General features: G+C 49.2%; 20 protein-coding genes. 15 read left to right on the top strand and 5 right to left on the bottom strand.

The features are described from left to right. Positions 1-22: 22 nt before the first annotated feature. On the top strand, positions 23-3,238 hold the full coding sequence (locus tag AC1DLI_RS07235) for an MMPL family transporter (RefSeq protein WP_477600991.1): 3,216 nt from the start codon (positions 23-25) through the stop codon (positions 3,236-3,238). 195 nt (positions 3,239-3,433) lie between these two features. On the opposite strand, the gene AC1DLI_RS07230 is transcribed toward AC1DLI_RS07235, so the two are convergent. Further along, positions 3,434-4,027: a PadR family transcriptional regulator gene (locus tag AC1DLI_RS07230; protein WP_477600989.1), complete on the bottom strand. Its 594-nt coding sequence runs from the start codon at positions 4,025-4,027 to the stop codon at positions 3,434-3,436. A 329-nt stretch (positions 4,028-4,356) separates the two neighbouring features. Here AC1DLI_RS07230 and AC1DLI_RS07225 point away from each other — a divergent pair, with 329 nt between their 5' ends. The 7 genes from AC1DLI_RS07225 (at position 4,357) to bcp (ending at position 10,184) form a co-directional block, all read left to right on the top strand. Further along, positions 4,357-4,680, top strand: coding sequence for a hypothetical protein (locus AC1DLI_RS07225; RefSeq protein WP_477600987.1), 324 nt, complete (start codon positions 4,357-4,359; stop codon positions 4,678-4,680). Position 4,681: 1 nt separating this feature from the next. Next, positions 4,682-5,668 carry an FAD:protein FMN transferase gene (locus tag AC1DLI_RS07220; RefSeq protein ID WP_477600985.1) on the top strand — a complete coding sequence of 329 codons (987 nt, stop codon included), beginning with the start codon at positions 4,682-4,684 and terminating at the stop codon, positions 5,666-5,668. Then, the gene (locus AC1DLI_RS07215; RefSeq protein ID WP_477600983.1) at positions 5,665-6,219 is read left to right on the top strand and encodes a ferric reductase-like transmembrane domain-containing protein; all 555 of its coding nucleotides are present in this window, start codon (positions 5,665-5,667) and stop codon (positions 6,217-6,219) included. Before AC1DLI_RS07220 ends, AC1DLI_RS07215 begins: the two co-directional genes overlap by 4 nt. A 176-nt stretch (positions 6,220-6,395) precedes the next feature. Beyond that, complete coding sequence (locus tag AC1DLI_RS07210) at positions 6,396-7,727, top strand: ABC transporter substrate-binding protein (protein ID WP_477600981.1); 1,332 nt, start codon at positions 6,396-6,398, stop codon at positions 7,725-7,727. Positions 7,728-7,953: 226 nt separating this feature from the next. Next, positions 7,954-9,015 (top strand): asparaginase, encoded by a 1,062-nt coding sequence (locus AC1DLI_RS07205; RefSeq protein ID WP_477600979.1) that lies wholly within the window; start codon positions 7,954-7,956, stop codon positions 9,013-9,015. Position 9,016: 1 nt separating this feature from the next. Beyond that, on the top strand, positions 9,017-9,697 hold the full coding sequence (locus tag AC1DLI_RS07200) for a VOC family protein (RefSeq protein ID WP_477600977.1): 681 nt from the start codon (positions 9,017-9,019) through the stop codon (positions 9,695-9,697). 16 nt (positions 9,698-9,713) lie between these two features. Beyond that, entirely contained in the window at positions 9,714-10,184 is a 471-nt protein-coding gene (gene bcp, locus AC1DLI_RS07195; RefSeq protein WP_477600975.1) for a thioredoxin-dependent thiol peroxidase, read from the top strand. 69 nt (positions 10,185-10,253) lie between these two features. Here the strand turns inward: bcp and AC1DLI_RS07190 are convergent, their stop codons facing one another. Continuing rightward, positions 10,254-12,122 carry an LTA synthase family protein gene (locus tag AC1DLI_RS07190; protein WP_477600973.1) on the bottom strand — a complete coding sequence of 623 codons (1,869 nt, stop codon included), beginning with the start codon at positions 12,120-12,122 and terminating at the stop codon, positions 10,254-10,256. Positions 12,123-12,463: 341 nt separating this feature from the next. Here AC1DLI_RS07190 and AC1DLI_RS07185 point away from each other — a divergent pair, with 341 nt between their 5' ends. Beyond that, entirely contained in the window at positions 12,464-13,336 is an 873-nt protein-coding gene (locus AC1DLI_RS07185) for a M15 family metallopeptidase (RefSeq protein WP_477600971.1), read from the top strand. Positions 13,337-13,437: 101 nt separating this feature from the next. On the opposite strand, the gene AC1DLI_RS07180 is transcribed toward AC1DLI_RS07185, so the two are convergent. Beyond that, positions 13,438-13,593, bottom strand: a complete 156-nt coding sequence (locus AC1DLI_RS07180; protein ID WP_308995320.1) for a DUF1540 domain-containing protein — start codon at positions 13,591-13,593, stop codon at positions 13,438-13,440. Positions 13,594-13,664: 71 nt separating this feature from the next. On the opposite strand from AC1DLI_RS07180, the gene AC1DLI_RS07175 reads away from it, so the two are divergent. After that, positions 13,665-14,636, top strand: a complete 972-nt coding sequence (locus tag AC1DLI_RS07175) for a nucleoside hydrolase (RefSeq protein WP_477600969.1) — start codon at positions 13,665-13,667, stop codon at positions 14,634-14,636. A gap of 158 nt (positions 14,637-14,794) precedes the next feature. Here AC1DLI_RS07175 and AC1DLI_RS07170 read toward each other — a convergent pair whose 3' ends face one another. Beyond that, entirely contained in the window at positions 14,795-16,111 is a 1,317-nt protein-coding gene (locus AC1DLI_RS07170) for a deoxyguanosinetriphosphate triphosphohydrolase family protein (RefSeq protein WP_477600967.1), read from the bottom strand. A 234-nt stretch (positions 16,112-16,345) separates the two neighbouring features. Here AC1DLI_RS07170 and cls point away from each other — a divergent pair, with 234 nt between their 5' ends. The 5 genes from cls to AC1DLI_RS07145 all read left to right on the top strand — a co-directional run bounded on the left by cls (position 16,346) and on the right by AC1DLI_RS07145 (position 22,994). Beyond that, positions 16,346-17,785, top strand: a complete 1,440-nt coding sequence (cls, locus tag AC1DLI_RS07165; protein ID WP_477600965.1) for a cardiolipin synthase — start codon at positions 16,346-16,348, stop codon at positions 17,783-17,785. A 531-nt stretch (positions 17,786-18,316) separates the two neighbouring features. Continuing rightward, a complete protein-coding gene (locus tag AC1DLI_RS07160; protein WP_477600963.1) occupies positions 18,317-18,709 on the top strand; it encodes a Fur family transcriptional regulator in 393 nt (130 codons plus the stop codon). After that, entirely contained in the window at positions 18,688-19,494 is an 807-nt protein-coding gene (locus AC1DLI_RS07155) for a winged helix-turn-helix transcriptional regulator (protein WP_477600961.1), read from the top strand. Before AC1DLI_RS07160 ends, AC1DLI_RS07155 begins: the two co-directional genes overlap by 22 nt. A 178-nt stretch (positions 19,495-19,672) precedes the next feature. Then, positions 19,673-21,127, top strand: coding sequence for a catalase (locus AC1DLI_RS07150; RefSeq protein WP_477600959.1), 1,455 nt, complete (start codon positions 19,673-19,675; stop codon positions 21,125-21,127). A 1,192-nt stretch (positions 21,128-22,319) separates the two neighbouring features. Continuing rightward, positions 22,320-22,994 (top strand): DUF559 domain-containing protein, encoded by a 675-nt coding sequence (locus AC1DLI_RS07145; protein ID WP_477600957.1) that lies wholly within the window; start codon positions 22,320-22,322, stop codon positions 22,992-22,994. Here the strand turns inward: AC1DLI_RS07145 and AC1DLI_RS07140 are convergent. Beyond that, the gene (locus AC1DLI_RS07140; RefSeq protein WP_477600955.1) at positions 22,991-23,521 is read right to left on the bottom strand and encodes a GNAT family N-acetyltransferase; all 531 of its coding nucleotides are present in this window, start codon (positions 23,519-23,521) and stop codon (positions 22,991-22,993) included. The genes AC1DLI_RS07145 and AC1DLI_RS07140 overlap by 4 nt on opposite strands. Between the last annotated feature and the right edge of the window lie 82 nt (positions 23,522-23,603).

The following is a 23,603-nucleotide window of genomic DNA, read 5'->3' as shown; positions in this document are numbered from 1 at the left end:
TATTACTGGAGGGAGATTAGAGATGAGAACCGTACTGAAATGGAGATGGCTGGTTCTGGTGTTGTGGCTGGCTGCTGCTGTCGGTCTGATGCTAAGCGCACCGAACATGGAGGAGCTTGTAAGAACGAAAGGGCAGGTTAACGTGCCTGACGGCTATTCCTCGACGATTGCAAACGAGCTGGAGGAGGCGATCGGCGGAAATGACGGGGCCGGAGCCAGCAGCGGGATGCCGACTGTACTTGTATTTCATAAGGAAGGCGGCTTATCTGACGCGGATTTAACGGAAGTGAAGGGCGGAATCGATAAGCTGAAGAGCAATGCCGAGAAGATTGGCGTTCTCTCCGTGACCACTCACTTTGATACCAAAGAGTTGGAAGAGCAGATGGTCTCCGAGGATGGAAGCACCATCCTGGCGCTTGTTAATGTCGAAGCTGTCGACCGTGAGCTTGCTGAGCTGAGAGACGGGCTTTATGAGACGATTTCGGATGTGAAGGTAGATCATTATTACACCGGAAACTGGCTGATCTCGGAGGATGTCGTGCAGAGCTCCCAGGAAGGGCTTAAGAAAACGGAGTTCATTACGCTTGGCTTTATTTTGGTCATACTTTTTGTCGTATTTCGTTCGGCTGTCGCGCCGCTCGTACCGCTTGTTGCAGTGGGCTTTACTTACTTAATTTCACAATCGGTTATCGCGTTTTTAGTTGAGTACTTCGATTTTCCGCTCTCAAACTTCACGCAGATATTCCTCGTTGCTGTATTGTTCGGCATCGGTACGGATTATTGCATTTTGCTCATCAGCCGCTTTAAGGAAGAGCTTACGCACAGCGGAGGCGATAAGACGGAAGCGATTATTCAAACCTATCGCACAGCAGGCAGAACGGTATTGTTTTCCGGTTTAGCTGTGCTGGTTGGTTTTTCCGCGATCGGCTTCTCGACCTTTATGCTCTACCGCTCGGCGGTTGCGGTTGCGGTCGGCGTAGCGGTGCTGCTTATCGCATTGTTCACGATCGTACCGTTTTTTATGGCGGTGCTCGGCACGAAGCTGTTTTGGCCGGCTAAAGGCTCATTGGAGCATAAACCGAGCAAGCTGTGGGGAACCGTCGGCAAGTTTTCATTGAAACGCCCCTTATGGGCGCTTATTATTTTGGCGGTCATCATCGTTCCGTTCCTGACCGCGTATAAAGGGACCATTTCCTTTAACTCGCTTGATGAAATTGGCGATAAATATGATTCTGTTAAAGCTTTTAATATTATTTCAGAGAGCTTCGGGCCTGGCGACTCCTTGCCGACGACGGTTATTGTCAAGACGGATAAACCGATGGATACGCCTGAGGGGCTTGCTGCACTCGAGCAGATTAGCCGTGAGCTTGCCAATACGGAGGGCGTCAAGGCCGTTCGCAGCGCGACGCGTCCTACCGGCGATGTCATGGAGCAATTTCTMGTGTCTGATCAAGTGACGACCCTTGAGGACGGACTTGGTCAAAGCGGAGAAGGCTTAGGTAAAATCGGTGATGGCCTATCTGAAGCAAGCAGCGCGTTGAGCGAAAATGCGCCAATGCTAACTGAAGCGGTAGATGGCGCAGGCCGGCTTGTTGACGGGACAAATGAGCTGAAGGCAGGCATCGTAGAGCTTGGCGCAGGTCTGAAGCGGATTCAGCAGGGAATGCTGGATGGATCAGCGGGTGCGGGTGAGCTGAGCGAAGGCTTAAAGCAGGCAGAGGCAAGCACGAAGAGGCTGGCTGATGCCAGCCGTCAATTGCTGAGCAGCTACGAGCAGCTAGGAGGCGGCCTTGGTCAGTTAACTGGCGCATATAGCGCGATTGCTTCCGAGCAAGTGAAGCTGGCTGACGGCTTATCCGGCGTAGAACAAAGCCTGACCGGTTTGCAAGACAGCTATCCGGAGCTGCAAGACGACGAGAATTACAAGGAAATGCTTAGCTCGCTGGGGCAGCTTCAAGAGGGCGCAGCAGGCATAAGCGGTCAATTGACGCAGCTGAATGAGCAGCTTTCAGGCATCTCGGCCGGTATGACGCAAGCGAATGCCGGACTGCTGCAAGCATCAGAAGGTCAATCCGCGTTAGCGACAGGTCTTGGCAAGCTGGCTGCGGGGCTCGCTGAGCTGCAAAGCGGCATCGCGCAAGCGGCGGCAGGCCAAGGTCAAATCGTATCAAAGCTGCCGAGCGTGACGCAAGGTTTTAATGAGCTCTCGGATGGGCAGAAGGAGCTGCAAGCCGGCTTTGCATCCTTAAATGATCAGCTGGGCGAGCTTACGAACGGACTCGATCAAAGCGTTGACGGCTTAACACAGGTAACGGATGGGCTCGCTTCTGCCGGTGGTTACCTAAACGGGCTTGCCGAAGCGCCGAATAAGCAGATGAGCGGCTGGTACATTCCGGAGGAAGCCATTGCGAACGAGGAGTTCCAATCCGCGCTGAACGTTTATATGTCGGAAGACCGCCAAACGGCAAAATTTGATGTTGTCTTTAACGGCAATCCTTACGCGCAGGAGACGATGGCTCAAATCGACGGTCTTGAAGCAGCTGTCAACCGTGGCATCCAAGGTACGGAATACAACGGGGCTGAGGTAGCCGTCGGCGGCGTAACGAGCATGAATAATGATTTAAGCAATATTTCGAATGCGGATTATTCACGTACCGTTATTCTCATGCTGATTGGGATTTCGATCATTCTCATCATCTTGTTCCGCTCCATCGTCATGCCCCTGTATATGGTCGCTTCGCTCCTCGTCACGTTCTACTCGTCAATGGCGATTGCGGAGGTCATATTCGTAAGGGTGCTCGGGCAATCCGGCATTAGCTGGGCGGTGCCGTTCTTCGGCTTCGTGATGCTGGTCGCGCTTGGAATCGACTATAGTATCTTCTTAATGGATCGCTTCAAGGAATATCGCCATCTATCTCCGCAGGAAGCGATTCTGGAAGCGATGAAAAACATGGGTACGGTTATTATGTCGGCAGCCGTTATTCTAGGCGGGACATTCGCCGCGATGCTGCCTTCGGGCGTGATGTCGCTCCTGCAAATCGCGACGATCGTGCTCTGCGGCTTGTTCATGTATGCGCTGCTGATGCTTCCTTTGTTTATACCGGTCATGGTGCGTACGTTCGGAGCCGCCAACTGGTGGCCGTTCATGGGGCGCGCAAAGGATGCCGAGCATTCAGGCAGCGTTCATAGCGGTCAAAAGCTGAAAGGACATCAGGTCTCGCATGATTCCTCGCACTAATGAATAAAAAAGATTACCCTTGGCCACCAACTTGGAGGCCTTGCGGTAATCTTTTTTTTGAAATATAAGAATTTATAAGTTTTCGGGCTTATCGGGATTCTTATATTTCACCGCGAAACGAGCTTTGGCCGCAAAGGACGGCGACAGCCGTTTACGCTTGTTTATACGCTGTTCTGTGGTTGCGCAATCCGTTCTTTACATACGCGCGAGCCGCTCTTCGCCGGCAAGGAAGGCGTTAAGCTGCTGCTGCTGCTCGTTTAGCAGGCGCTGCAGCCGCTCCGTTTGTTCCTTGCTGGCGGAAGCCTCCTGCTCGGCTCGCGTCACTAGGCGGAGCAGATCAAAGGTCTCATGAGACAGACCCAGCTTTTGGCGTATTTTCTCATTGCGAAAGGATGCGTTCTCCGGGGAGCAGCGGCCATCCTCGCCTGTTTCGCATCTTGTTTTATCTGGTAGAAGAAGCAAGGCCGAGCGGCCCTGCTCTGTAATCATATACACCTTTTTGCCGTTATCTTCATCCTTCATTGCAATAAATCCGCGCTCTTCGAGCATTTGGAGTGTCGGATATATAGAGCCTGCGCTCGGTACATAGAGGCCGCCAGATTGCTCCTCTAAAGCCTTCATCATTTGATAGCCATGCATAGGCTCGCTATTAAGCAGCTTTAATAACGCAAATTTCACGCCGCCTCGGCCAAAATATCGCTTGCTTGCGCCGCGGCGCTCATTGGCGCTAGCTTCTTCCGTTTTAAGCTGGCGATGCTCTTCGGAGCCATCGTTTTTTTGATCAATCATGAATCGTCACCTCGGTCTTTATCATACGGCATACGCCGGTCTAGTCAATCCCTTTAGGGTAAAAGCCAGTCAATACTCTGCAGCCTTGCCCGTTTTTCGTCAGTTGGCATCGTCTTGCTATACTTACAGCATTGACAATGATTATTATTATTATTTACAAATTCTAAAATAAATTATGTAAGGCGGATAGTAGCTAAACGGTTAGCTCCGTCAACGGGGCGAGACTGATCGTTTTTTTATATTGATTTAACCTGGGATTCAGAATAGCGCGATATACTCGGCTTAAATTAGCAGAAACGTAGACAAAAAAAAGGAGGGTGAGCGGATCGATGAAACAATCCAAGGCGATGAAATGGCAGCTCGGGGCATGCGGCGCATTTGCTGTATTTCTTGTATTCGGCTCCATACAGAATAGTCAGGCTTTCCAGCAAACGCATGCCCTTAAAGCGGGCGAGGGCTCAGACCAAGCGATCGAGCAGCAGCTTGAGGAGGAAGACAGCGTAGTAGACGGCTGGGTGCAGCAGAGATCTAACAGCCGGTCAGAGCGTTACGGCGAAGCGGAGGAGAACGGGGGCTGGGAGGCCGTTCCTGAGCAGGACAGCGACTCCGGATCGGCCCGCGGCGGCCTGCGGTCTCAGACGGGGCGTTCATAGGATGAATAACCGGATAACAATTCAATTTCGCGCGATGAACACAGACGTTGAGGCACAGCTTATCCACCAGCTAAATCCGCTTTCGGATTTAGCAAAAACAGAAGCAGAGGCTGGCGATTTCGCTGCTTTGGTAAAAGACTGGTTCGAGGATATGGAGACACGGCTTAGTCGGTTTAAAGCGGGCAGCGAGCTGAGCAGGCTAAACCGCGCTGCGGGGAGCTGGATGCTTGTGTCGGATATTTTATTTGAGCTGTTGGCTGAAGCTGAAGCGTATCGGCTTCGTACAGCTGGTTTTTTTAACACTAACGTTTTGGCGGCGCTGCATGCGGCAGGTTATGGTCAGTCCTTTGAGTATGCGGGGCAGTTTAAGCCTGGTGCGCACTTTCAAGGAGAGATCCTAATACCGGATGAGTCATTCCTGGAAATGGATACACGGATGAAAGCGGTCAGGCTGAGCAGCGGTGCGCAGCTTGATCTCGGAGGGATAGCAAAGAGCTGGTCTGTCCGAAAGCTGTCGGAGTGGCTGCGGCGCAAACGGGACATTAAAAGAGGATTGATTAACGCGGGAGGCGATGCGATGGTATGGGACGACTGCACGGATGGCGGCCCCGCAGAGCTGCGTATTCAAAATCCATGGGATACTTCCGGCAGTGACGCCGCTATTTGCCTATATAATGGCGGAGTGGCGACCTCCAGCACGCTTGGACGAAGCTGGAAAACGCCGCAGGGTGTATACCATCACCTGATAGATCCTCGAAAAATGAAGCCGAGCGGCAGCGATGTTGTCCAGTGCACGATAGCGGGACCGGATGTCACGGCATGCGAGGTGTGGGCGAAGGTTGTATGCATTGCTGGGCTGGAGCTGGGAACGGCTATGCTTGCCGAGCATGCTCCTTCCTACGAGGGTTACATCTATAAGTCGGACCGGTCGCTTTACAGGCATCAAGCAGCGGTTCCCCAAAAGACGAATGGGAGATGTATCAATTGACGGACTTGATTATTGGCCTGCCGACTTGGCAGCTTACGCGTATATTCGGTATTGCCGCTTATTTACTATTATTTTCCGGAATGGCTTTAGGCATCCTTTACAGCTATCCGTTTGTAAAAGGCAAAAGAAAACCAGCTATCTACAAAACACATATGCGCTTGACGAATAGCGGGTCACTGCTGGCTTTGCTGCATGCCGCGGTGCTTGTCATTGATACCTATACGCCGTTTGAGTGGAAGGAAATTCTCATACCCTTTATGGCTCATGATCATCCCTTACTTTATGGAATGGGTACAATCTCGCTTTACGGCCTTATTCTTTTGCTGCTTACATCCGATTTTCGCCAAAAATTATCGAAGGGCCTTTGGCTAACGATTCATTTGCTGGCCTATCCCATATTCATGCTGGCGATGGCACATGGGTTCTTTGCGGGAACGGATTCACAGCTTCCGGCGATGAAATGGATGTACGGCGCGACGTTTGTCATCACGCTTATGCTCCTTGGAGGAAGAGTGCTGCTCAGAAAGCCATTACGCCGCATGGCGGCATAAATTTATCGCATGCAAGAAGCCTACGCAGAACGTAGGCTTCTTGCATGCTCGCGCGGAAGCGGATACGATGTATGATGATGATGAAAAAAACTAGGACGGAACTGTATCGTTTGGGGGTATTAAAGCCGATATACAAAGTAATGGTTATTTACCTTTATTTGAATCGGGGGGATTTGATGAACCAGAGTCTGTTGCGCAAAGCACTGTACCCGCTTTCATTGATCATCCTGATCTCTTTCATAAGCGGCTGCACGCATAATCGTGACCAATCGGAGAAAACCGTACAGACGGCAGCTCCTGCTAAAGTGACTCTGAAGGTCGTCCAAAGCTTGATGGCGCCGCAGCGGACAGATCAGCTTGAAATATTAATCGAACAGTTCGAAGCGGAGCATCCGGGAATCGCGATTGAGCTTGTTTCACCCAATTACGATACGGCTGATAAAGACATTATGGCGATGCTTGAGCAAAACGAAGAGGTAGATATCGTGGAAGTACGCGATATTACGGCGCATGAATTCGTGAAACGGGGTCTGCTCGTTAGCCTGGAAAAGTATATTGCAGGCTGGAGCAACTACATGCTGCTCAGTGTAAATGCGAGACTTATGGCCAGAGACGTGGCTAACATTACGTATTATATTCCGAGCAGCCTCTATCAGGTGCAGCTCTACTATCGCAAGGATTGGTTTGATGCAAAAGCGCTTCAAGTACCGGAAACGTGGGAGCAGCTTTTCTTTGTCGCAAAGCAGCTTACGAAGCCCGAGATCGGACAGTATGGCTATGCCTTTCGCGGCGGAAGAGGTGCAGCGAACACCTTATCATCCATCATACAGGACTATAACGGGAATAACGTAAGTGCTGGCAATTCAATGTTTAATCTGGATGGAACAACTATTTTTAAAGGCGCTCGCGCGGCGGAKGCGCTTGAGCTTTACCGTAAAATTTATGTCGAGACCTCACACCCCACGTCGATTGATTGGGGCTACAAAGAACAGGTACAGGCTTTTGTGGACGGCAAAGCAGCCATTCTCATTCAAGACTCCGACGTGATACCCATGATCCAGGAGAAACTGAAGGCTAACGCTTGGGCGACGGCACCTTTGCCAGTTGGGCCTGAGGGCGTATCGCATTATAATTTAGGTGCGGCTGGTTGGGGTATCGCCTTGCAATCCAAGCATAGGGATGAGGCGTGGGCTTTCATTTCGTATCTTTCGTCATTCGAGAGCAATAAGGCCTTCGCTGATGCCGCTGGAGTGATCTCTATTTATAACAATGCTTTGGATAATGAAAAGTATTCTACAGGTACTTATGCCCCATATACACTGATGAGAAACAATCCTATTCGTTATCAAGGGGTCAAACGACCGAGCCATTATTCAAATTATAGCGAGTATTTTGAAGAGGCTACTGTTGCTGGACGGCAATATTTGCAGGGTGTCGTTTCGACGGAAGCACTGCTGGATCAGTTTAATGATTTTTGGCAGCGGCAAAGAGAGTTGGAAGGTGATTAAACAAGCAGGAGCTGCTGCTGGGCGCGCGAAGAACCGCGGACCCAGCGGCAGCTCTGTTTGTTATATCAAGTAAGCATAGGCTGTTCGTATGAAGCTAGTAGGACGGGGCAACCTGTTAAGAATGATGGTGCGTCTTGACCTGGATGCATCGCCGCATATACGATGATAGCATTCCATTATTAGTGATCGCTAGGAAGCGATGGCAAGCAGCAAGGAGGAACAAGTTATGAAGCAGCTGTTAGTTGTATTTACCGGAGGAACCATTGGAAGCAGAAAACAAGGGGAGGGCATCGATGTTGACGGTGCGGGCTCTTATTCCCTTATTGATGATTACAACCATAGTGCGGAAAAGCGCAGTGACGTAACGCTTCATGCGATACAGCCGCTAAACTTGTTAAGCGAGAATTTGACGACATACGATTGGATTACGTTAGCACAAACCATACGCCGTTTGGACCTTAGCCCGTATGATGGCCTTGTCATTACGCATGGCTCGGATACGCTTGCCTACAGTGCAGCAATGATCAGTTATTTATTTGCAGACACGCGGATACCATTCGTTCTGACTGCGAGCAATTACCCGCTGGCTGACGAGCGGAGCAACGGGCGGCGCAATTTTGTGAATGCGATCGATTTTGCTGCGGGTGAACAGCTCCCTGGCGTATTTGTCGTGTACGAGGATGACAAAGGGGACGCACTTATTTATCTTGGAACGCGGATTACGCAAGCCGTATCCTTCACGGACCAGTTTGGCAGTCCATATGGCGTACCCTACGGTAAAATAGCGGATAGCGTATTCAGCTGGCTTCCGCATGCACGTAATCCGAAGCCGGAAACGCTTCGGCTGGCTGCGCCGAAAACGGCATTGCAGTGGGAAGCGGAAGCGCTGCATCTAGATTCCAGCATCGTATATATTAGACCTTATCCCGGCCTGGATTATACCTATTACGATTTTTCAACCAACCAGCCTAAGGCGGTGCTCCATGATCTTCATCATTCCGGAACGGCCTGCGCAGTCGAAGAGGGACCATACTCGCTCCCGCAGTTTATCGAACGCTGCAAGGGATTAGGCATTGACGTTTACATATGTCCGATTAGAGATCGTTCGGATGCGCTCTATTCGTCTTCTCTGCGTTTGATTGAAGCGGGAGCGATTGTTATAGAGAAGCTTTCCGTGGAAGCCGCCCTAACGAAGCTGATGCTCGCTTACGGCATGCATGAGGATCCTGCAGAGGCAAGAGCCTTCGCAACGGAAAGCACTTTGTATTTTGAACACAACGAGGTGTAAAATGATTATAGAGAAGCTTTTGTTAACGACGGCATGCACAGCGGACATTCAGCCATTTTACAGCGAGGTATTGGGTCTTCCGATAATTCACTCGGAGCAGGGCAGCTTTACGGTAAGGGCAGGCCGGAGCGAGCTCACGATCCAGGAGATGGAGCAGAAGCCGGCCGAAGAACATTATTACCACTTTGCTTTTACGATTCCGGAGAACAGGCTGCCCGAGGCGAAAACGTGGATCGAAGCAATGGTGCCGATAGGCACAGAGGCTGGTCAGGATGTGTCCTTCAGCGAGTCCTGGAACTCGCATTCAGTTTATTTTGAAGATCCGGCGGGTAATATACTGGAGCTTATTGCACGTCATACGATGGACAATGCCACTGATCGTCCCTTCGACCCGAAGCAGGACATCCTTTGCATCAGCGAGATTGGTGTGCCGACCAGCAAGGTTCCAGCGGCCGTAGACCGGTTTGCCGAGCTCGGGCTCATGACCTATAAGACGCGTGACGACAGCTTTAATCCAATCGGGGATGACGACGGCTTGTTGATGGTGGTTGAAACGGGCAGGCGCTGGCATTTCACGAACAAAACGGCTGAGAGCTTCCCGGTTAACGTAACCATACGCGGCATAGGGGAGTTATATCTAAGTGAAAATGAACACGGTTTGTCGATTGAAAATATAAATTAGAGGAGCATGAGCAACCATGGGAGAAGCATTGAAGGTAGGAGACCAGGTTCCGAATTTTAAGCTGCAGGCATCAAACGGCAAGGATGTGGAGCTTGCGGATTATGCAGGCAAGAAGCTCGTTATTTATTTTTATCCGCGCGATATGACCCCTGGGTGCACGACGGAATCCTGTGATTTCCGAGATTTCAACGGACAGTTCGGCGCGAATAATACGGAGGTTATCGGAATCAGCCCGGATGATTTAGCTTCTCACGAGCAATTCGTGGATAAGCATGAGCTTCCATTCCTATTGCTCTCAGACACGGAGCATACGGTTTCAGAGCTGTTTGGCGTATGGAAGCTGCGGAGCTGGAACGGTGAGGAGTTTATGGGTATCGAACGCTCCACCTTCTTGCTTGATGAACAAGGTAAGCTGGTCATGGAATGGCGCAGCGTGAGTGTAGACGGACATGTGAACGAAGTGCTTGAGGCGGTAAAAAACAGCTAGCAGCTATAATACGAAAAGGCTCACCCTGAAGCAGCTTATTGCGCTTCAAGGCGAGCCTTTTATATTTTTTTACTCTTGTTTCTTCTTCCAACTTGGCAATTGGCTGACATAGCTGTCGGATAAATTGAGCAGCTCCAGCGCGCGCTGGTACTCATCTTCCGTAGCCTCCTGCTCTTTGATGCCGTCACCTGCTAAAGAATAGTGCGTGCCGTCCTCGTAGCCGCTTCCTGACATGAACAGCTCCTTGCTGCTTAAGAATGAGCCAGTCGGGAGATAATAACGCTGTGGCAGCACATTGTACGATTGATTCAACAAGTCTTGGCCGAAGTGGATATGATCGTCCAAGGAAATGCCGAGCATGTTCGCGATGGTTGGCAAAATATCGACTTGACCGCCAAGCTGATCGAATACTTTCCCTTCGGTAATGCCTGTCGATGCCACCACGAGCGGAATGTTGATCATATCGGTATAGCCGTATTCATGGCCGTAAATTTCAGCCATCAGCTCTTTGTCATCACGGTCGAGCGAATAAACCGGAAGACCAAGATGATCGCCGTAAAGCAGGATTAAGCTGTCATCCCAAATGCCGCGTTCCTTCAGATCCGCAATAAACTCGCCAAGCGCGAAGTCGGCATAGTTTTGCGCACGGATATAGTCTCCGACGAAGGTATCTTCATAACGCTCAGGAAGCGTCATCTTGTATTTGTCCGCTGGAATCGTGAACGGGTGATGCGAAGTCATCGAAATCACATGCGAGTAAAACGGCTTGCCGTTTTGACTCATGCGGTCCAGCTCAGCTGCTGTTTTCTTATAAAGCTGTTCATCGGAAGCACCGAAGAATACCGAATCCTCCGTACCGAAGAACTTCGCATCGTAATAACGGTCAAAGCCAAGTGCTTTGTAAAGCTCGCCGCGGTTCCAGAATTCAACGACATTCGTATGGAACGTCGCAGTGTCATATCCGTTTGCCTGCAGCATTTTAGGTAAGCTTGGAAGCTCCTTGTCGGCATAAATCATCGTTGCCGCGCCGCGGGGCGGAATGTAGAATGACGTATTAACAACGAACTCGGCATCGGAAGTATTGCCTTGGCCGACCTGCTGATAGAAATGCTTGAAATAATAGTTTTCGTTTACGAGCTTATTAATGTTAGGCGTAATTTCTTGGCCGTCAATTTTCAGGTTGACGAGGAAGTTTTGGAACGACTCCATTTGAATAATAATGACGTTTTTGCCTGATGCTGTCTTCCACAGCTGCGGAGCAGCCGGCTGTTCAATTTTTTTGACAGTATCGATTTTGTCCTGCGTAATATGGTTTGGATCCACGAAATCAATATCTTTATTGGAGAAAATCATATAGGCTTCATAATTGAGAATACCCATTTGCTCCGCTTTGACAATTTCATTCATACTGGCGCGGTTTGGCAGGATATTGAACAAGCAAAGCGCGATAGAAATGCTAAATAGAGCAACGACAAGTCGTTTGTTTTCTTTACGGGAGCTTGCTTGCTTCCAGTTCAGCGCCTTTTTTGGGCGGAATAGCACGACAGCCATAATGATAATGTCGATAAAGATTAGTAAATAGTAGGGATCCATGAGCGAGAATACGCTGTTTTTCACTGCAGTGACTTGATTGACCTGCTCGAGCGCAAGATAGGTTACGATAACCCCGTAATACTTGTAATACATAATGACAGCGAATAAGATGAGTGTCATTAGTAGATTCGCGATTAAATAGTAAATAAGCTTACGCTTGGAAGCGAACCATTCAATGAGACAGTATACAATAAGCACAAACGGTATTTCTTTTAAAATCGTAGTCCATGAAAACCCATCCTCGAAAATAACCATCCACGCCAGATAGCTTTTGAGCAGCATAATGAACGAGAAGAAAAGAATGGGACGAGTGCTTAACAATCGTTTTGGAGTGAGAAATGTCATATAACCGCCTACCTTTCACAGCAAAAACAGGCCGTCTCTCAGAGGCAGCCAGCCCGCTTATAGTAATATATATGCGTTCGGTAAATTCTTAATCCATTATGCTCCTAATTATACTCGGATGTCAAAAGGCAAAAGGCTCCTCCATGCCCATGAAAAATATTAGTAAGCAAAGAAATAATTAAGGTTTTTTGTTTATTCCTAAAGGTAACATGTTTTCCAAGCGTTAAGATTGAAACATAACAGCGGTTTTAGTAGTCTATTAATAAGAGAGTTTTGGACAAACCATGAATAGAAGTATATTTACATGAAATATATGTAAAAATATTTACTGGAGGCTTATCATGAAAAAAAGAAGAAGTAGGCTGCTGCTGTTCGTTATGGTATGCGCGGCAATGGTCATTGGTTACTCTTTATTTAATAAAGAAGAGACGACCACAATTCCTCCCAAACAGGCGGCCGCCGATAGCGGAACCGCTCCGAACGGCGGCGAGGTTACGGGCAGCGCGGACTCCGGGGCGGAAGAGCCTGAATCAACCGATGCGGCAGACGGAGACAAGGGTGAATCGCAGCCGGATGGCGAGGCTGACGGCGGTCAAGAAGAACAAACGGAGGACGGGCTGGCGGTTATTGCAAAGCCTGAGGAGATGGCCGTGCTTGTCAATAAGCAGCGCAAGCTGCCGGAGGAATATAATCCTTCGGATTTAGTGTATCCGGATGTTCGATTTATTTTTTCGGAGAAAATAGAAAAGCGGAAGATGCGCCAGGAAGCGGCATCGGCGCTTGAGAAGCTGTTTGCTGCGGCCGAAGACGATAACATCCAATTAGCCGGGGTTTCTGCGTATCGCTCGCACAGCACGCAAAAGACGTTGTTTGAACGCTATGTAAAGAGAGACGGCCTTGAAAAGGCGAGAACGTACAGCGCTTTTCCGGGAACGAGCGAGCATGAGACCGGCTTAGCGATTGATGTTTCCGGCAGTGACGGCAAATGTGCGGCGGCCGATTGTTTCGCGGATACAAAGGAAGCGCAGTGGCTGGCGGAGCATGCGCATGAGCATGGCTTTATTATTCGGTATTTGAAGGGTAAGGAAGAGATTACCGGCTATCAGTATGAGCCATGGCATCTTCGTTATGTAGGCGAAGACCTTGCTGCGGACCTTGCCGAAAGCGGAGAGTCGCTTGAAGAGTATTTTGATGCGGTGCCAGTCACACAATAAGAGATAATAGCAATAGCGCAAGCCGCACCTGTAACAACCGGGATCATTTCGTCGGTTCGGCACAGGGAGCTTGCGCTGCTTTCTACTGGTGATGTGAAACGTTAAACCTTTGCTTCAAACGTTTTGCAATCTGTTTCTTCGGAGTTGCTTGCTTGTTTGCCGCGGTTGCTGACCACATAAATAGATGAGGCGGCGCAGTGGTTACCTGCTGCCCAGAACTTGCATGAGTTCACTTCGCATAGTACATCCTTAGCCATTACCATTCACCCCCTCAATTATAGGATTGACAAACGATATATCGTTTTATACTCAGAAGGGACGGATAGATGTGGGAAATAAAATTTATTTTAATCATGATGCCGGCGTGGACGATCTGGTATCCCTGTTTCTTTTGCTGCAAATGAAAGAGGTTGAGCTGCTTGGGGTATCCGTTATTCCGGCAGACGGTTATATGGAGCCCGGCATTAAGGCGAGCTGCAAAATTATCGACCGCTTCGGAGATCCCGCCAAGACAGGAGAGATCGAGGTCGCTAGGTCCAATTCACGCGGCGTGAATCCTTTTCCCGCTGAATGGCGAATGCATACGTTTTTCGTGGATGCTCTCCCAATCCTGAACGAATCAGGGATTATCTCTACGGGTATTTCGGCACTGCCTGCCCATCTGCATATGGCCGAACAGCTTCGGCGCTCGGAAGAGAAGGTGACTCTGTTGTTCACGGGCCCGCTTACGGACCTAGCACGGGCATTGGATGAGGCTCCGGATATAGAGGATAAGATTGAGAAGCTTGTCTGGATGGGCGGTACGTTTAATGAGAAAGGCAACGTACAGGAGCCTGAGCATGACGGTACCGCGGAATGGAATGCCTTCTGGGACCCGGAGGCCGTACACCGCGTATGGGCAAGCCGTATTCCGATTTTGCTCGTCGCTTTGGAGAGCACGAACAAGGTTCCGCTGACGATGGAGGTTCGCAACCGCTGGGCATCGCTGCGGAAGCACGAGGGACTCGATTTTGTAGGCCAATGCTACGCAGCTTGTCCTCCGCTTGTCTATATGGAGACAAATTCGACCTATTATTTATGGGACGTGCTTACGACGGCTGTCGTAGGAAACCCGGGGCTGGTTGACATCAAAACGGTAAACAGCGTCGTGATTAAGGATGGTCCGAGCCAAGGCCGCACCGTAGAGGACGCGGACGGACGCCCGGTCAGCCTCGTATACGACGTTGATCCAGTTCGATTCTTTGATTATATTACCGAACTATCTGCAGGCGCGGTTAGCGCCGTTGTAGAACGGGACTAGATTTAATATAAAGAAGCGCAGCGAGGAATGAGCCAAGCTCATCCTATGCTGCGCTTCTTTCAAAATATAATTAAAAAATTCAACCTTATACGATGCTTATCATTCAACGCGAAACGAGCATTTGCCGCCAAGGACGACGCGTCAGCCGTTTACGCTTGTTAATCCATTTCGTAAATCGAGCCTGACTTGCTGGCATAAAGCTCAGCGTATACCTTCTCTGCATAGGCATCGGTCATACCCGATATATAATCGGCGACAAAACGCGGCCAGCTCCATTTGCTCTTATGCAGCTCGTAATTTTCAATCCAGTCCGGCGGGATGATAAGGCGGCCGTATTCGGGAACCTTAAAGCTGTCCCACAGCCTGCGGATCATAATCTCGCTGCGCATTTGCAGGCGCTGAACGCGGAAGTCCTTAATGAGCGTGACCCATGCGAGCTTCTTCAATATTTCCATCGTCCGCAGCAAATCGATATCCTGCTGCCCATTGTTCACGAAGGTGACTTTCTTCCAGCCGCGTGAGGAATCGTCTATGATCCCGACCCTGCCGGCGAACAGGCTTACCCATCTCGCCTTCATCTCCCGGCGTGTGCGCGAGGATTCGCGCTCGCAGCTTACGTACAGCTCCTGCCACTGCTCGAAATAGGAGACGAGCACACGCTTGACCATAGCGGGAATGTCCACTTCTCCCCAGCCAATGCCCGTATTGCCTTTGTCCTCGACAATTTCCTGAACGACATGGTCAATGAGCCTGCTGTCCTCAAAAAAGGTGCGGTTCATATGGATTTTGCCGGCACGGATGCCATCCTCAATATCATGCGTAGAATAAGCGATATCGTCACATAGATCCATGAGCTGGGCTTCCAGCGTGGAGCAGCCAATCGGGATCTTCCATGAACGGCGCAGCTGCTCGATTTCACCCCACTCGGTGCTGTACACGCCTTTGAGACGACCAGGCTCACCAAGGCTGAACGGGTATTTATTGATAGCAAGCAAGACAGCAGCGGTCAAATCAAGGCCGCTTCCGCTTCCGGCGCGCTTCTCCAAAAACATCAAAATGCGAAAGTTTTGCGCATTCCCCTCGTAAGGGATGCCGTATTCTTCCATGAGCACGTGATTAAGCACCTCTTCGCCTTTATGACCAAACGGCGGATGCCCGAGATCATGCGCGAGCGCAGCAATTTCCACGACGGCTGGATCCAATACGAGGCCGGGATGCTCCTTGCGTGAGAGAAATTCATATTGCTTGCCCAGTCTCCGGGCAACCTCGCGTGCGATTTGGGAAACCTCAAGTGAATGGGTCAGCCTTGTCCTGTAATAATCGCCCGTGCCTGCGCCAAACACCTGCGATTTGCCCTGCAGGCGGCGAAATGCGGGTGATTGTATAAGCCTTGCATAATCTCTTTCATATTCGTCTCGCTCTTCGCTAAAGGTGCCAAGCGCCTTCTCATCTAATCTAAATTTACGTATATCCATCGTCGTTCCTCCAGTGCCAGCGCTGCGGGTCTTCTATAAAATCAGAGCCATTCGTTCCCGGCTTGTAATCAGCTTATATTTCAAGTCTTCTCATGTAATGGCGGTATTAATGAAGCAATAGGTTGTTCTGCTTGAATTGTAGCATATAATCAGGCTTGAACATACTTCGTGCTTGGAGTATGATCGCATTAGCTTTTACATCAGACTGAGGTGTTTATTATACGAACGGCAATCATGCAAAACGGATATGCAATTATTATGCTGCTCAACATCTTTTTGGCGGTTACCGTCATCTTTCTTGAACGGCGCAACGCGAGCACGACATGGGCTTGGCTTATGGTTCTTTTCTTCATACCGGTTATCGGGTTTGTCATGTATTTGATCTTGGGGCAGAAGGTTCGCAAAAGAAAGCTTTATAAGCTGCTCGGCGACAGTCAGCGCATTATTGAGCACACTATCGAGAGACAGATGCGGCAGCTGCGCGACGGAGAAATTGCTTATAGTGATCCGGCTATGCAAAGCTATCAGGATATGATCTACATGAATTTGAAAACCAGCTACGCGCTGTTCACAAACAATAACGCGGTAGAAATCTATACAGAGGGCAATGCGAAATTTGACGCTTTGCTGAAGGATATAGAGGGAGCGCGCCATCATATTCATCTCGTTTATTATATCGTTCGCGACGACGAGCTGGGCAGAAGGCTGGTAAAGGCGCTGGCGGCGAAAGCGGCTGAGGGCGTCGAGGTAAAGTTTCTGTATGACCATATTGGAAGCTCCGGTTTGCCGAAGCGGTATTTTCATGATTTGCTGGCGTCTGGCGGCCAGGAAGCGGCATTTTTTCCATCGCGAATTCCTTATTTGAATTTAAAGATTAATTACCGCAATCATCGCAAGCTCGTTATTATTGACGGGCAGGTTGGCTACATTGGCGGTTTCAATATCGGTGACGAGTACTTAGGGCTGAACAAGCATTTCGGCGAGTGGCGAGATACGCATCTGAGAGTTCATGGCAGCGCGGTGCTGCAAATGCAGGCACAGTTTCTCATGGACTGGAATCTGGCTGCATCGGGTCAGATTTCGTTGAACGAGCTGTATTTCCCAATCATGAGCAGTGATGTGGGATCGATCGGAATGCAACTGGTGGCAAGTGGTCCTGACACAGAGTACCAACAAATTAAGGATGCGTATATAAAAATGATTTATGCGGCCAAAAAGACGATTTGCTTGCAAACGCCTTATTTTGTACCGGATGAAAGCTTGATGACGGCGCTGAAGATCGCATCATTATCCGGTGTCGATGTTCGCATCATGCTGCCGAGCATGCCGGATCATTTCTTTGTGTATTGGGCGACGCATTCCTATTTGGGGGAGCTTCTTGCCAACGGGGTCAAATGCTATATGTTCGAAAAGGGCTTCCTCCATGCGAAAACGCTTGTCATTGACGGCAAGGTCGCTTCGGTTGGCACGGCGAATCTCGACATCCGCAGCTTCAAGCTGAATTTTGAGATGAATGCGTTTATCTATGATACGCAGACATCGGCTAAGCTGCAACGCATTTTTGAGGATGATATGAAAAATAGTATGGAGATGACGCTTGAAATTTATTCAGAGCGGCCGCTTATGAACCGGTTCAAAGAATCGATTTCTAGATTATTGAGTCCAATCCTATAAACACACGTAAGAAGGGCTTCTGCTTATCTATGATAACCAGAAGCCCTTCACGTGCTTGGTAGAAAACTATTCAATTTATTCAAACGCTCCATTCCGCTGCTTGCCCTGTTTCTTTGTCCTTTCGAATTTGTTACAAACCTTATCGACTTCGATCCTAGCTTTAATGACCTCGATCAACATCCTTTCGATTTGTTTCAAATCCTTCTTTTCCGTAAGTACCTGTTATTCCAAGTGGCCGTTTACATCACTTTCGCTATTGTCCCCGCATGTCCTTAAATCCGATCGGTACTCCTTTCCGAGTTAATGAGACATGCTTCGCTAACTTAGTCCAATGGGCTATCCCCTTTCCTTTAATATAGGCTTAGTATACACCTTTATTTGAATTTTGTAAATATTCAGTTTATTTATTTCGACAAAAAAATGATTATTATTTCATAGAGTAATAGGACGACCATTACAAGGTATGGTTGACCGTTTCTGCCATTGAATTTATACTTAGTCTAAAGTCATTAATAAAGGAATGATGTTCTAGTGAACAAAATCAACTTAACAATACAGCGCAAAGAGATACTTGAAGTCGTTCAGCATGCGCCGGACCATCCAACCGCGGCGGATGTCATTGATCGGCTTCGCGGCAAAGGCTTCAACTTCGCCTACGGTACGGTGTACAATTCCCTGCGTTATTTGACAGATGCAGGTTTGATTAGGGAGCTGAAGCTAGGCGAGGCGGTTAGCCGATACGATGCCCGTACGGACGAGCATCAGCATATCGTGTGTACCGTATGCGGGCGAGTAGACGAGGTGCTTACGGAGCTGCCTGGCGAGTGGCTGCAGAAGGTAGCGATAGAAACGAAATATCGGATCGAGCATGCACAGGTTGTAATAGAAGGGGTGTGCGAAGAATGCGCGACGAAACAATCATAACGGACAATGCTTCGTTGAATAGGGCCGAGGCGGGAAGCTTCTCGGAAGAGGAGCTGCTGCAAAACGGGATGTTATGCTCGATTACGCAGCGGGTTATGATTATCAGTCCGATGCCGGAACGGGTAAAAAGCTTGCTCGTCGCATTGTCATCCGAATGCTTCGATGTTTTCTCGCTGCATGACTTTAACAAAGGCATGCTTCAAAGCCTGCAGCCGGAGCTGCTTGTCTTCGATGCGATACCCGTTGTCAACGCTTCGACAGGCCATACGCTGCAGGCAGGCGCGGAATTGCTGGAGTCTGCTGACCTGCATGCGGTTCCTGTATTGATCCTGCTGGATCAGAAATCATTTGACAGCCGCGGGACTTTCGCCCTCGGCGCGGCCGAGCTGCTTGTTTGGCCTGCTAAGCCTGAGCAAGCGGTAAAACAAATTAATCGCATGCTTTTGAACCGACCGGCAGTTAAGGCAGTTGACGCGGATGTTCGAACCTTTAAGGATATTACGGTCGACCTTAAGAAAATGACGGTAGACCGGGCTGGCCAGCGCATCGAGCTCACCAAGACGGAATATGATTTGCTGCTGCATTTTATGTCGTCCGACGGCTCTGTGCTGTCGCGCGAGTCGCTGCTTGATACGGTATGGGGCTTGCAATTCTATGGCGGCAGCAATTTGGTTGATGCCCATATTAAGAGCTTGCGCAAAAAATTAAAGGATAGCGCGGTATCGCCAAAATATATTGTTACGGTGCGGGGCGCAGGCTACCGAATTGCGGATATTCGCGATTAGCATGCAGCAGCGTTCTCATGTGAAAAATTTCATGGCTGGTGGAGTCTCATTATCATTTTCATGAAATATTCATCCTTCGTTCATCTTGCTTTCATGACAGCTAATAAGCTATCCGCTAAGATTGGTTTAAGGATTTAGATCAAGTCTAAATATATAAACCAATCGAAGAGGTGCTATCATGGACAACTACATGACAACGAATCAAGGAACGCCAGTTGGCGATAATCAAAGCTCGCGAACGGTAGGACAGCGCGGACCGGCGCTTTTAGAGGATTACCATTTGCTTGAGAAGCTCGCGCATTTCGACCGGGAGCGGATTCCGGAGCGTGTCGTACATGCGCGGGGGGCTGGCGCACATGGCGTCTTCCGCACGGAGGTCAGCATGAAGGAGCATACGAAGGCTCATTTTATGCAGGAAGCAGGAACCGAGACGCCTGTATTCGTCCGCTTCTCGACCGTTATCAACGGAACCGGCTCGCCGGAGACGGCGCGTGATCCACGCGGCTTTGCGGTGAAGTTTTATACGCAGGAGGGCAATTATGATATTGTCGGCAACCATTTGCCCGTATTTTTCATTCGCGATGCCATGAAGTTTCCCGATATGGTCCATTCCTTGAAGCCGGCGCCGCATACCAATCTTCAAGATCCCGCGCGTTACTGGGATTTCATGACGCTCTCGCCGGAATCCACGCATATGCTGACCTGGTTGTTCTCGGATGATGGAACACCCGCCACCTATCGCGAGATGGACGGCTTTGGTGTACATGCTTTTAAGTGGATCAATGATACCGGCAAGCCTGCCTATGTTAAATATCACTGGAAATCGCTGCAAGGCGTACGAAACTTCACTGCGGATGAAGCGAGCGTGATGCAGGGCAAAGACTTCAATCATGCGACACGTGATTTGCATAATGCGATTGAGCTTGGGCAATTCCCGGAGTGGGAGCTGCATGTACAGCTCATGCCGGTTGAGCATATGGATCGTTATGCGTTCGATCCGCTTGATCCGACTAAGGTATGGCCGGAGGATATGTATCCGCTGCAAAAGGTAGGCACGATGACATTGGACCGTAATCCTGTTAACTATTTCGCGGAGGTGGAGCAGTCGGCCTTCTCGCCAAGCGCATTAGTGCCAGGCATCGAGCCGTCCGAGGACAAGCTGCTGCAGGGACGATTGTTCTCGTACCCGGATGCGCAGCGGTACCGTCTTGGCGCAAACTACCTCCACATTCCAGTGAACTGTCCATATGCGCCTGTACGCAACCATCAACGCGACGGGGCGATGACGATGCAGGCTAATCCTTCGCCGGTTAACTATGAGCCAAACAGCTCCTCGGAGAGTCCGATGGAAGCAGCCGCATACGTCGATTCCTATGCGCCTCTTCAAGGGGTTGCCGGCCGTCAGAAGATCGATAAAACCGATGATTTCACACAGGCGGGCGAGCGCTTCCGCTCCTTGTCTGAGCAGCAGCAGGCAAATTTGATTGCCAATGTGACCGGCGAGCTGGAGCAGACGAACGACGAGATCCGCCTCCGCGCCATCTGCAACTTTTTCCGCGCTGACCGCAATTTTGGCATGAAGCTTTCGCAAAACCTAGGCGTAGATATCCGCAAGTATATGCCGCAGGGATAATCATCTCTAACGCCATTACACAGAAGCCCCGCTGCTTCGAGAAAACCTCGAAATAGTGGGGCATCTGCTCATTTTTCCGGTGACTATCCAGAACAAATGCTCAAATTGAGCTCCTACTGGCCGGTTAGATGGAAAAGTTCCCGTTAATTGCTCAATATGAGCTCCGCCGTCCCTTGATTTACCGAGGACCATCTCGTACAAAGGCACATTTAATACTCTCACAGTTTATTTACCTGGAAAAACTTCCGTTAATTGCACAATATGAGCTCCTACCAGCCACTTAGATGGAAAAACTCCAGTTAATTTGTTGTTTTGAGCTGCTTATGGAGCATTCTGAGGAAATTAGCAGGAGAAATTCCAGTTAGATTACCCTGCATGCAGAAAAGGATCATTTAACAGGAGAAATTCCTATTAAATAATGAAGCTCATAGGCATCCGATCCCGATCACTATATTCGAAATAAAATTTGGATAACTTACTGGTGACCTCAAGTACAAATACGTATCTAGTGCTCCTCCCGTTTAATTAGCTGGAAAAACTCCCGTTAATTGCTCAATATGAGCTCCTACCAGCCACTTTGATGGAAAACCTCCAGTTAATTTGTTGTTTTAGCTGCTTTTGGAGCATTCTGAGGAAATTAGCAGGAGTAATTCCAGTTAAGCTGTCAAATACGCAGAAAAGGAAAATTTAACGGGAGAAATTCCTGTTAAATGAGGAATCTCATAGGCAACCCGATCACTCTATTCGAAATAAGATTTGGATAACTTAATGGTGACCTCAAGTACAAATACGTATCTAGTGCTCCTTCCGTTTAATTAGCTGGAAAAACTCCCGTTAATTGCTCAATATGAGCTCCTACCAGCCACTTAGATGGAAAACCTCCTGTTAATTTGTTGTATTGAGCTGCTTTTGGAGCATTCTGAGGAAATTAGCAGGAGAAATTCCAGGTAAGCTGTCATACATACAGAAAAGGAATATTTAACGGGAGAAATTCCTGTTAAATATCTAAGGCATCCGTTTACTCTATTCAATAAAAGTTTGGTAATCTCGTTCAGCAGCATTTTTCTGCAAAGAGACTAGTCATCTCAACTTTGATGTCCTATAATTAGATTAAAGAGACGAAGAACGTCCCGTTGTTACTCCTGCGCGAGTAATACCGGGACGTTTTCTATTTTCAGGGAGGTTGATGAATATGGCGTATGATGAGGCACAACGCTCATTTATTCAATATCATGTCGAGAATAGGAAGGGGGAGCGCCGCGGCAGACTGGAGAGAGGACATGGGCATGCGGAAACTTTATTTTTACGGAACGTTTGGTGGCCTTTGCGGGGCAGCTTCCAGCATCTGCATCCCGAGTATGAAGTAATCGATTGGAGAGGCAGGTCGTATTTCGCTGATTTTGCTTGGCTGCTGCCGGGGAAAATAAAGCTTATTATTGAAATCAAAGGTTTTGCTTCGCATGTGCGCGACATGGACCGACAAAAATATTCCAATGAGCTAAACCGTGAAACCTTTATGTTCGCGATGGGCTATCATGTTATCTCATTTGCATACGATGATGTAGAGAAGAACCCGGAGCTTTGCATGACGATGCTTCGGATGGTGCTCAGCAGATTTGAGCCAGGGCAGGCTCAGATTTCCCGCACACAGCTTGCCGAAAAAGAGATAATACGCCTCGCCGTCCAGCAAGTGGAGCCTATTCGACCGAAAGATGTGGAGCGGCATTTTGGCATGGATCACAAAACGGCTGTTCATCATCTGCGGAACTTATGCGCAAGAGGGTGGCTGCAGCCTTTTTACCGCGGCACCGGAAAACGAATCGTTCGATATGAGCTGGCTCGTGATTTCTTGGATTATTTGGACTAAGAAAAGCACGATATCCAAAACCTTTTGATTACATTGCCGTTTTCCTCGGTATACGAAGTATCGGGTACTCCGCCATTACGTACGATGGTTCTCTCTGAGGCGAGATTGCTCTCGTCGCATACGACCAGAGCCTTACTAATGCCGAGCTGACGAGCCTCCTCCAAAGCTAAAGCTAAGAGCGCAGTGGCGTAGCCTTTACGCCTTTCCGAGGGACGTATGCCATAGCCAATATGTCCTCCGCTATTGAGCAGCTTATCGGTAAGCGCGTGTCGAATGTTGACCGCACCGACAATCCGCCCGTCATCCGTTACGAGCCAAAAGGTAGAGTCCGGTACCCAGCCCTTTGGTAAATTCGCGCCTTTTTCGTTAGCCTCTAAAAACTGGAGCATGCCTTGAAAATCGTCAGGGGCTTTGCTAATCACCCACGGCACCATATCTTCTCCGCTTTCCACCCATTCCTGGTAAAAAGATAAATAAGCGGCCTTCAATGCCATAGTTGGTTTTACTAACGCGACTTTCGTCACCATATAATCGCCTCCCGCTCTCCTAAGCAACGATGCTGTTTTTTGTAAGCCACTAATGATAAGCTGCTGTTTGAAAGTTATGTCC

This window comes from Paenibacillus sp. 01T443 (assembly GCF_056398325.1).
Note: the sequence above shows the minus strand (reverse complement) of the source record. Positions and strands in the feature narration are given on the sequence as shown.

Bases quoted from the DNA above. Each gene is read 5' to 3' on its own strand.
- AC1DLI_RS07185 (WP_477600971.1), top strand. From the start codon at position 12,464: ATGAAAAAAAGAAGAAGTAGGCTGCTGCTGTTCGTTATGGTATGCGCG.
- AC1DLI_RS07190 (WP_477600973.1), bottom strand. From the start codon at position 12,122: ATGACATTTCTCACTCCAAAACGATTGTTAAGCACTCGTCCCATTCTT.
- AC1DLI_RS07200 (WP_477600977.1), top strand. From the start codon at position 9,017: ATGATTATAGAGAAGCTTTTGTTAACGACGGCATGCACAGCGGACATT.
- AC1DLI_RS07155 (WP_477600961.1), top strand. From the start codon at position 18,688: ATGCGCGACGAAACAATCATAACGGACAATGCTTCGTTGAATAGGGCC.
- AC1DLI_RS07220 (WP_477600985.1), top strand. From the start codon at position 4,682: ATGAATAACCGGATAACAATTCAATTTCGCGCGATGAACACAGACGTT.
- AC1DLI_RS07140 (WP_477600955.1), bottom strand. From the start codon at position 23,521: ATGGTGACGAAAGTCGCGTTAGTAAAACCAACTATGGCATTGAAGGCC.
- AC1DLI_RS07150 (WP_477600959.1), top strand. From the start codon at position 19,673: ATGGACAACTACATGACAACGAATCAAGGAACGCCAGTTGGCGATAAT.
- AC1DLI_RS07180 (WP_308995320.1), bottom strand. From the start codon at position 13,593: ATGGCTAAGGATGTACTATGCGAAGTGAACTCATGCAAGTTCTGGGCA.
- AC1DLI_RS07170 (WP_477600967.1), bottom strand. From the start codon at position 16,111: ATGGATATACGTAAATTTAGATTAGATGAGAAGGCGCTTGGCACCTTT.
- AC1DLI_RS07205 (WP_477600979.1), top strand. From the start codon at position 7,954: ATGAAGCAGCTGTTAGTTGTATTTACCGGAGGAACCATTGGAAGCAGA.
- AC1DLI_RS07225 (WP_477600987.1), top strand. From the start codon at position 4,357: ATGAAACAATCCAAGGCGATGAAATGGCAGCTCGGGGCATGCGGCGCA.
- bcp (WP_477600975.1), top strand. From the start codon at position 9,714: ATGGGAGAAGCATTGAAGGTAGGAGACCAGGTTCCGAATTTTAAGCTG.
- cls (WP_477600965.1), top strand. From the start codon at position 16,346: ATGCAAAACGGATATGCAATTATTATGCTGCTCAACATCTTTTTGGCG.
- AC1DLI_RS07145 (WP_477600957.1), top strand. From the start codon at position 22,320: ATGGCGTATGATGAGGCACAACGCTCATTTATTCAATATCATGTCGAG.
- AC1DLI_RS07230 (WP_477600989.1), bottom strand. From the start codon at position 4,027: ATGATTGATCAAAAAAACGATGGCTCCGAAGAGCATCGCCAGCTTAAA.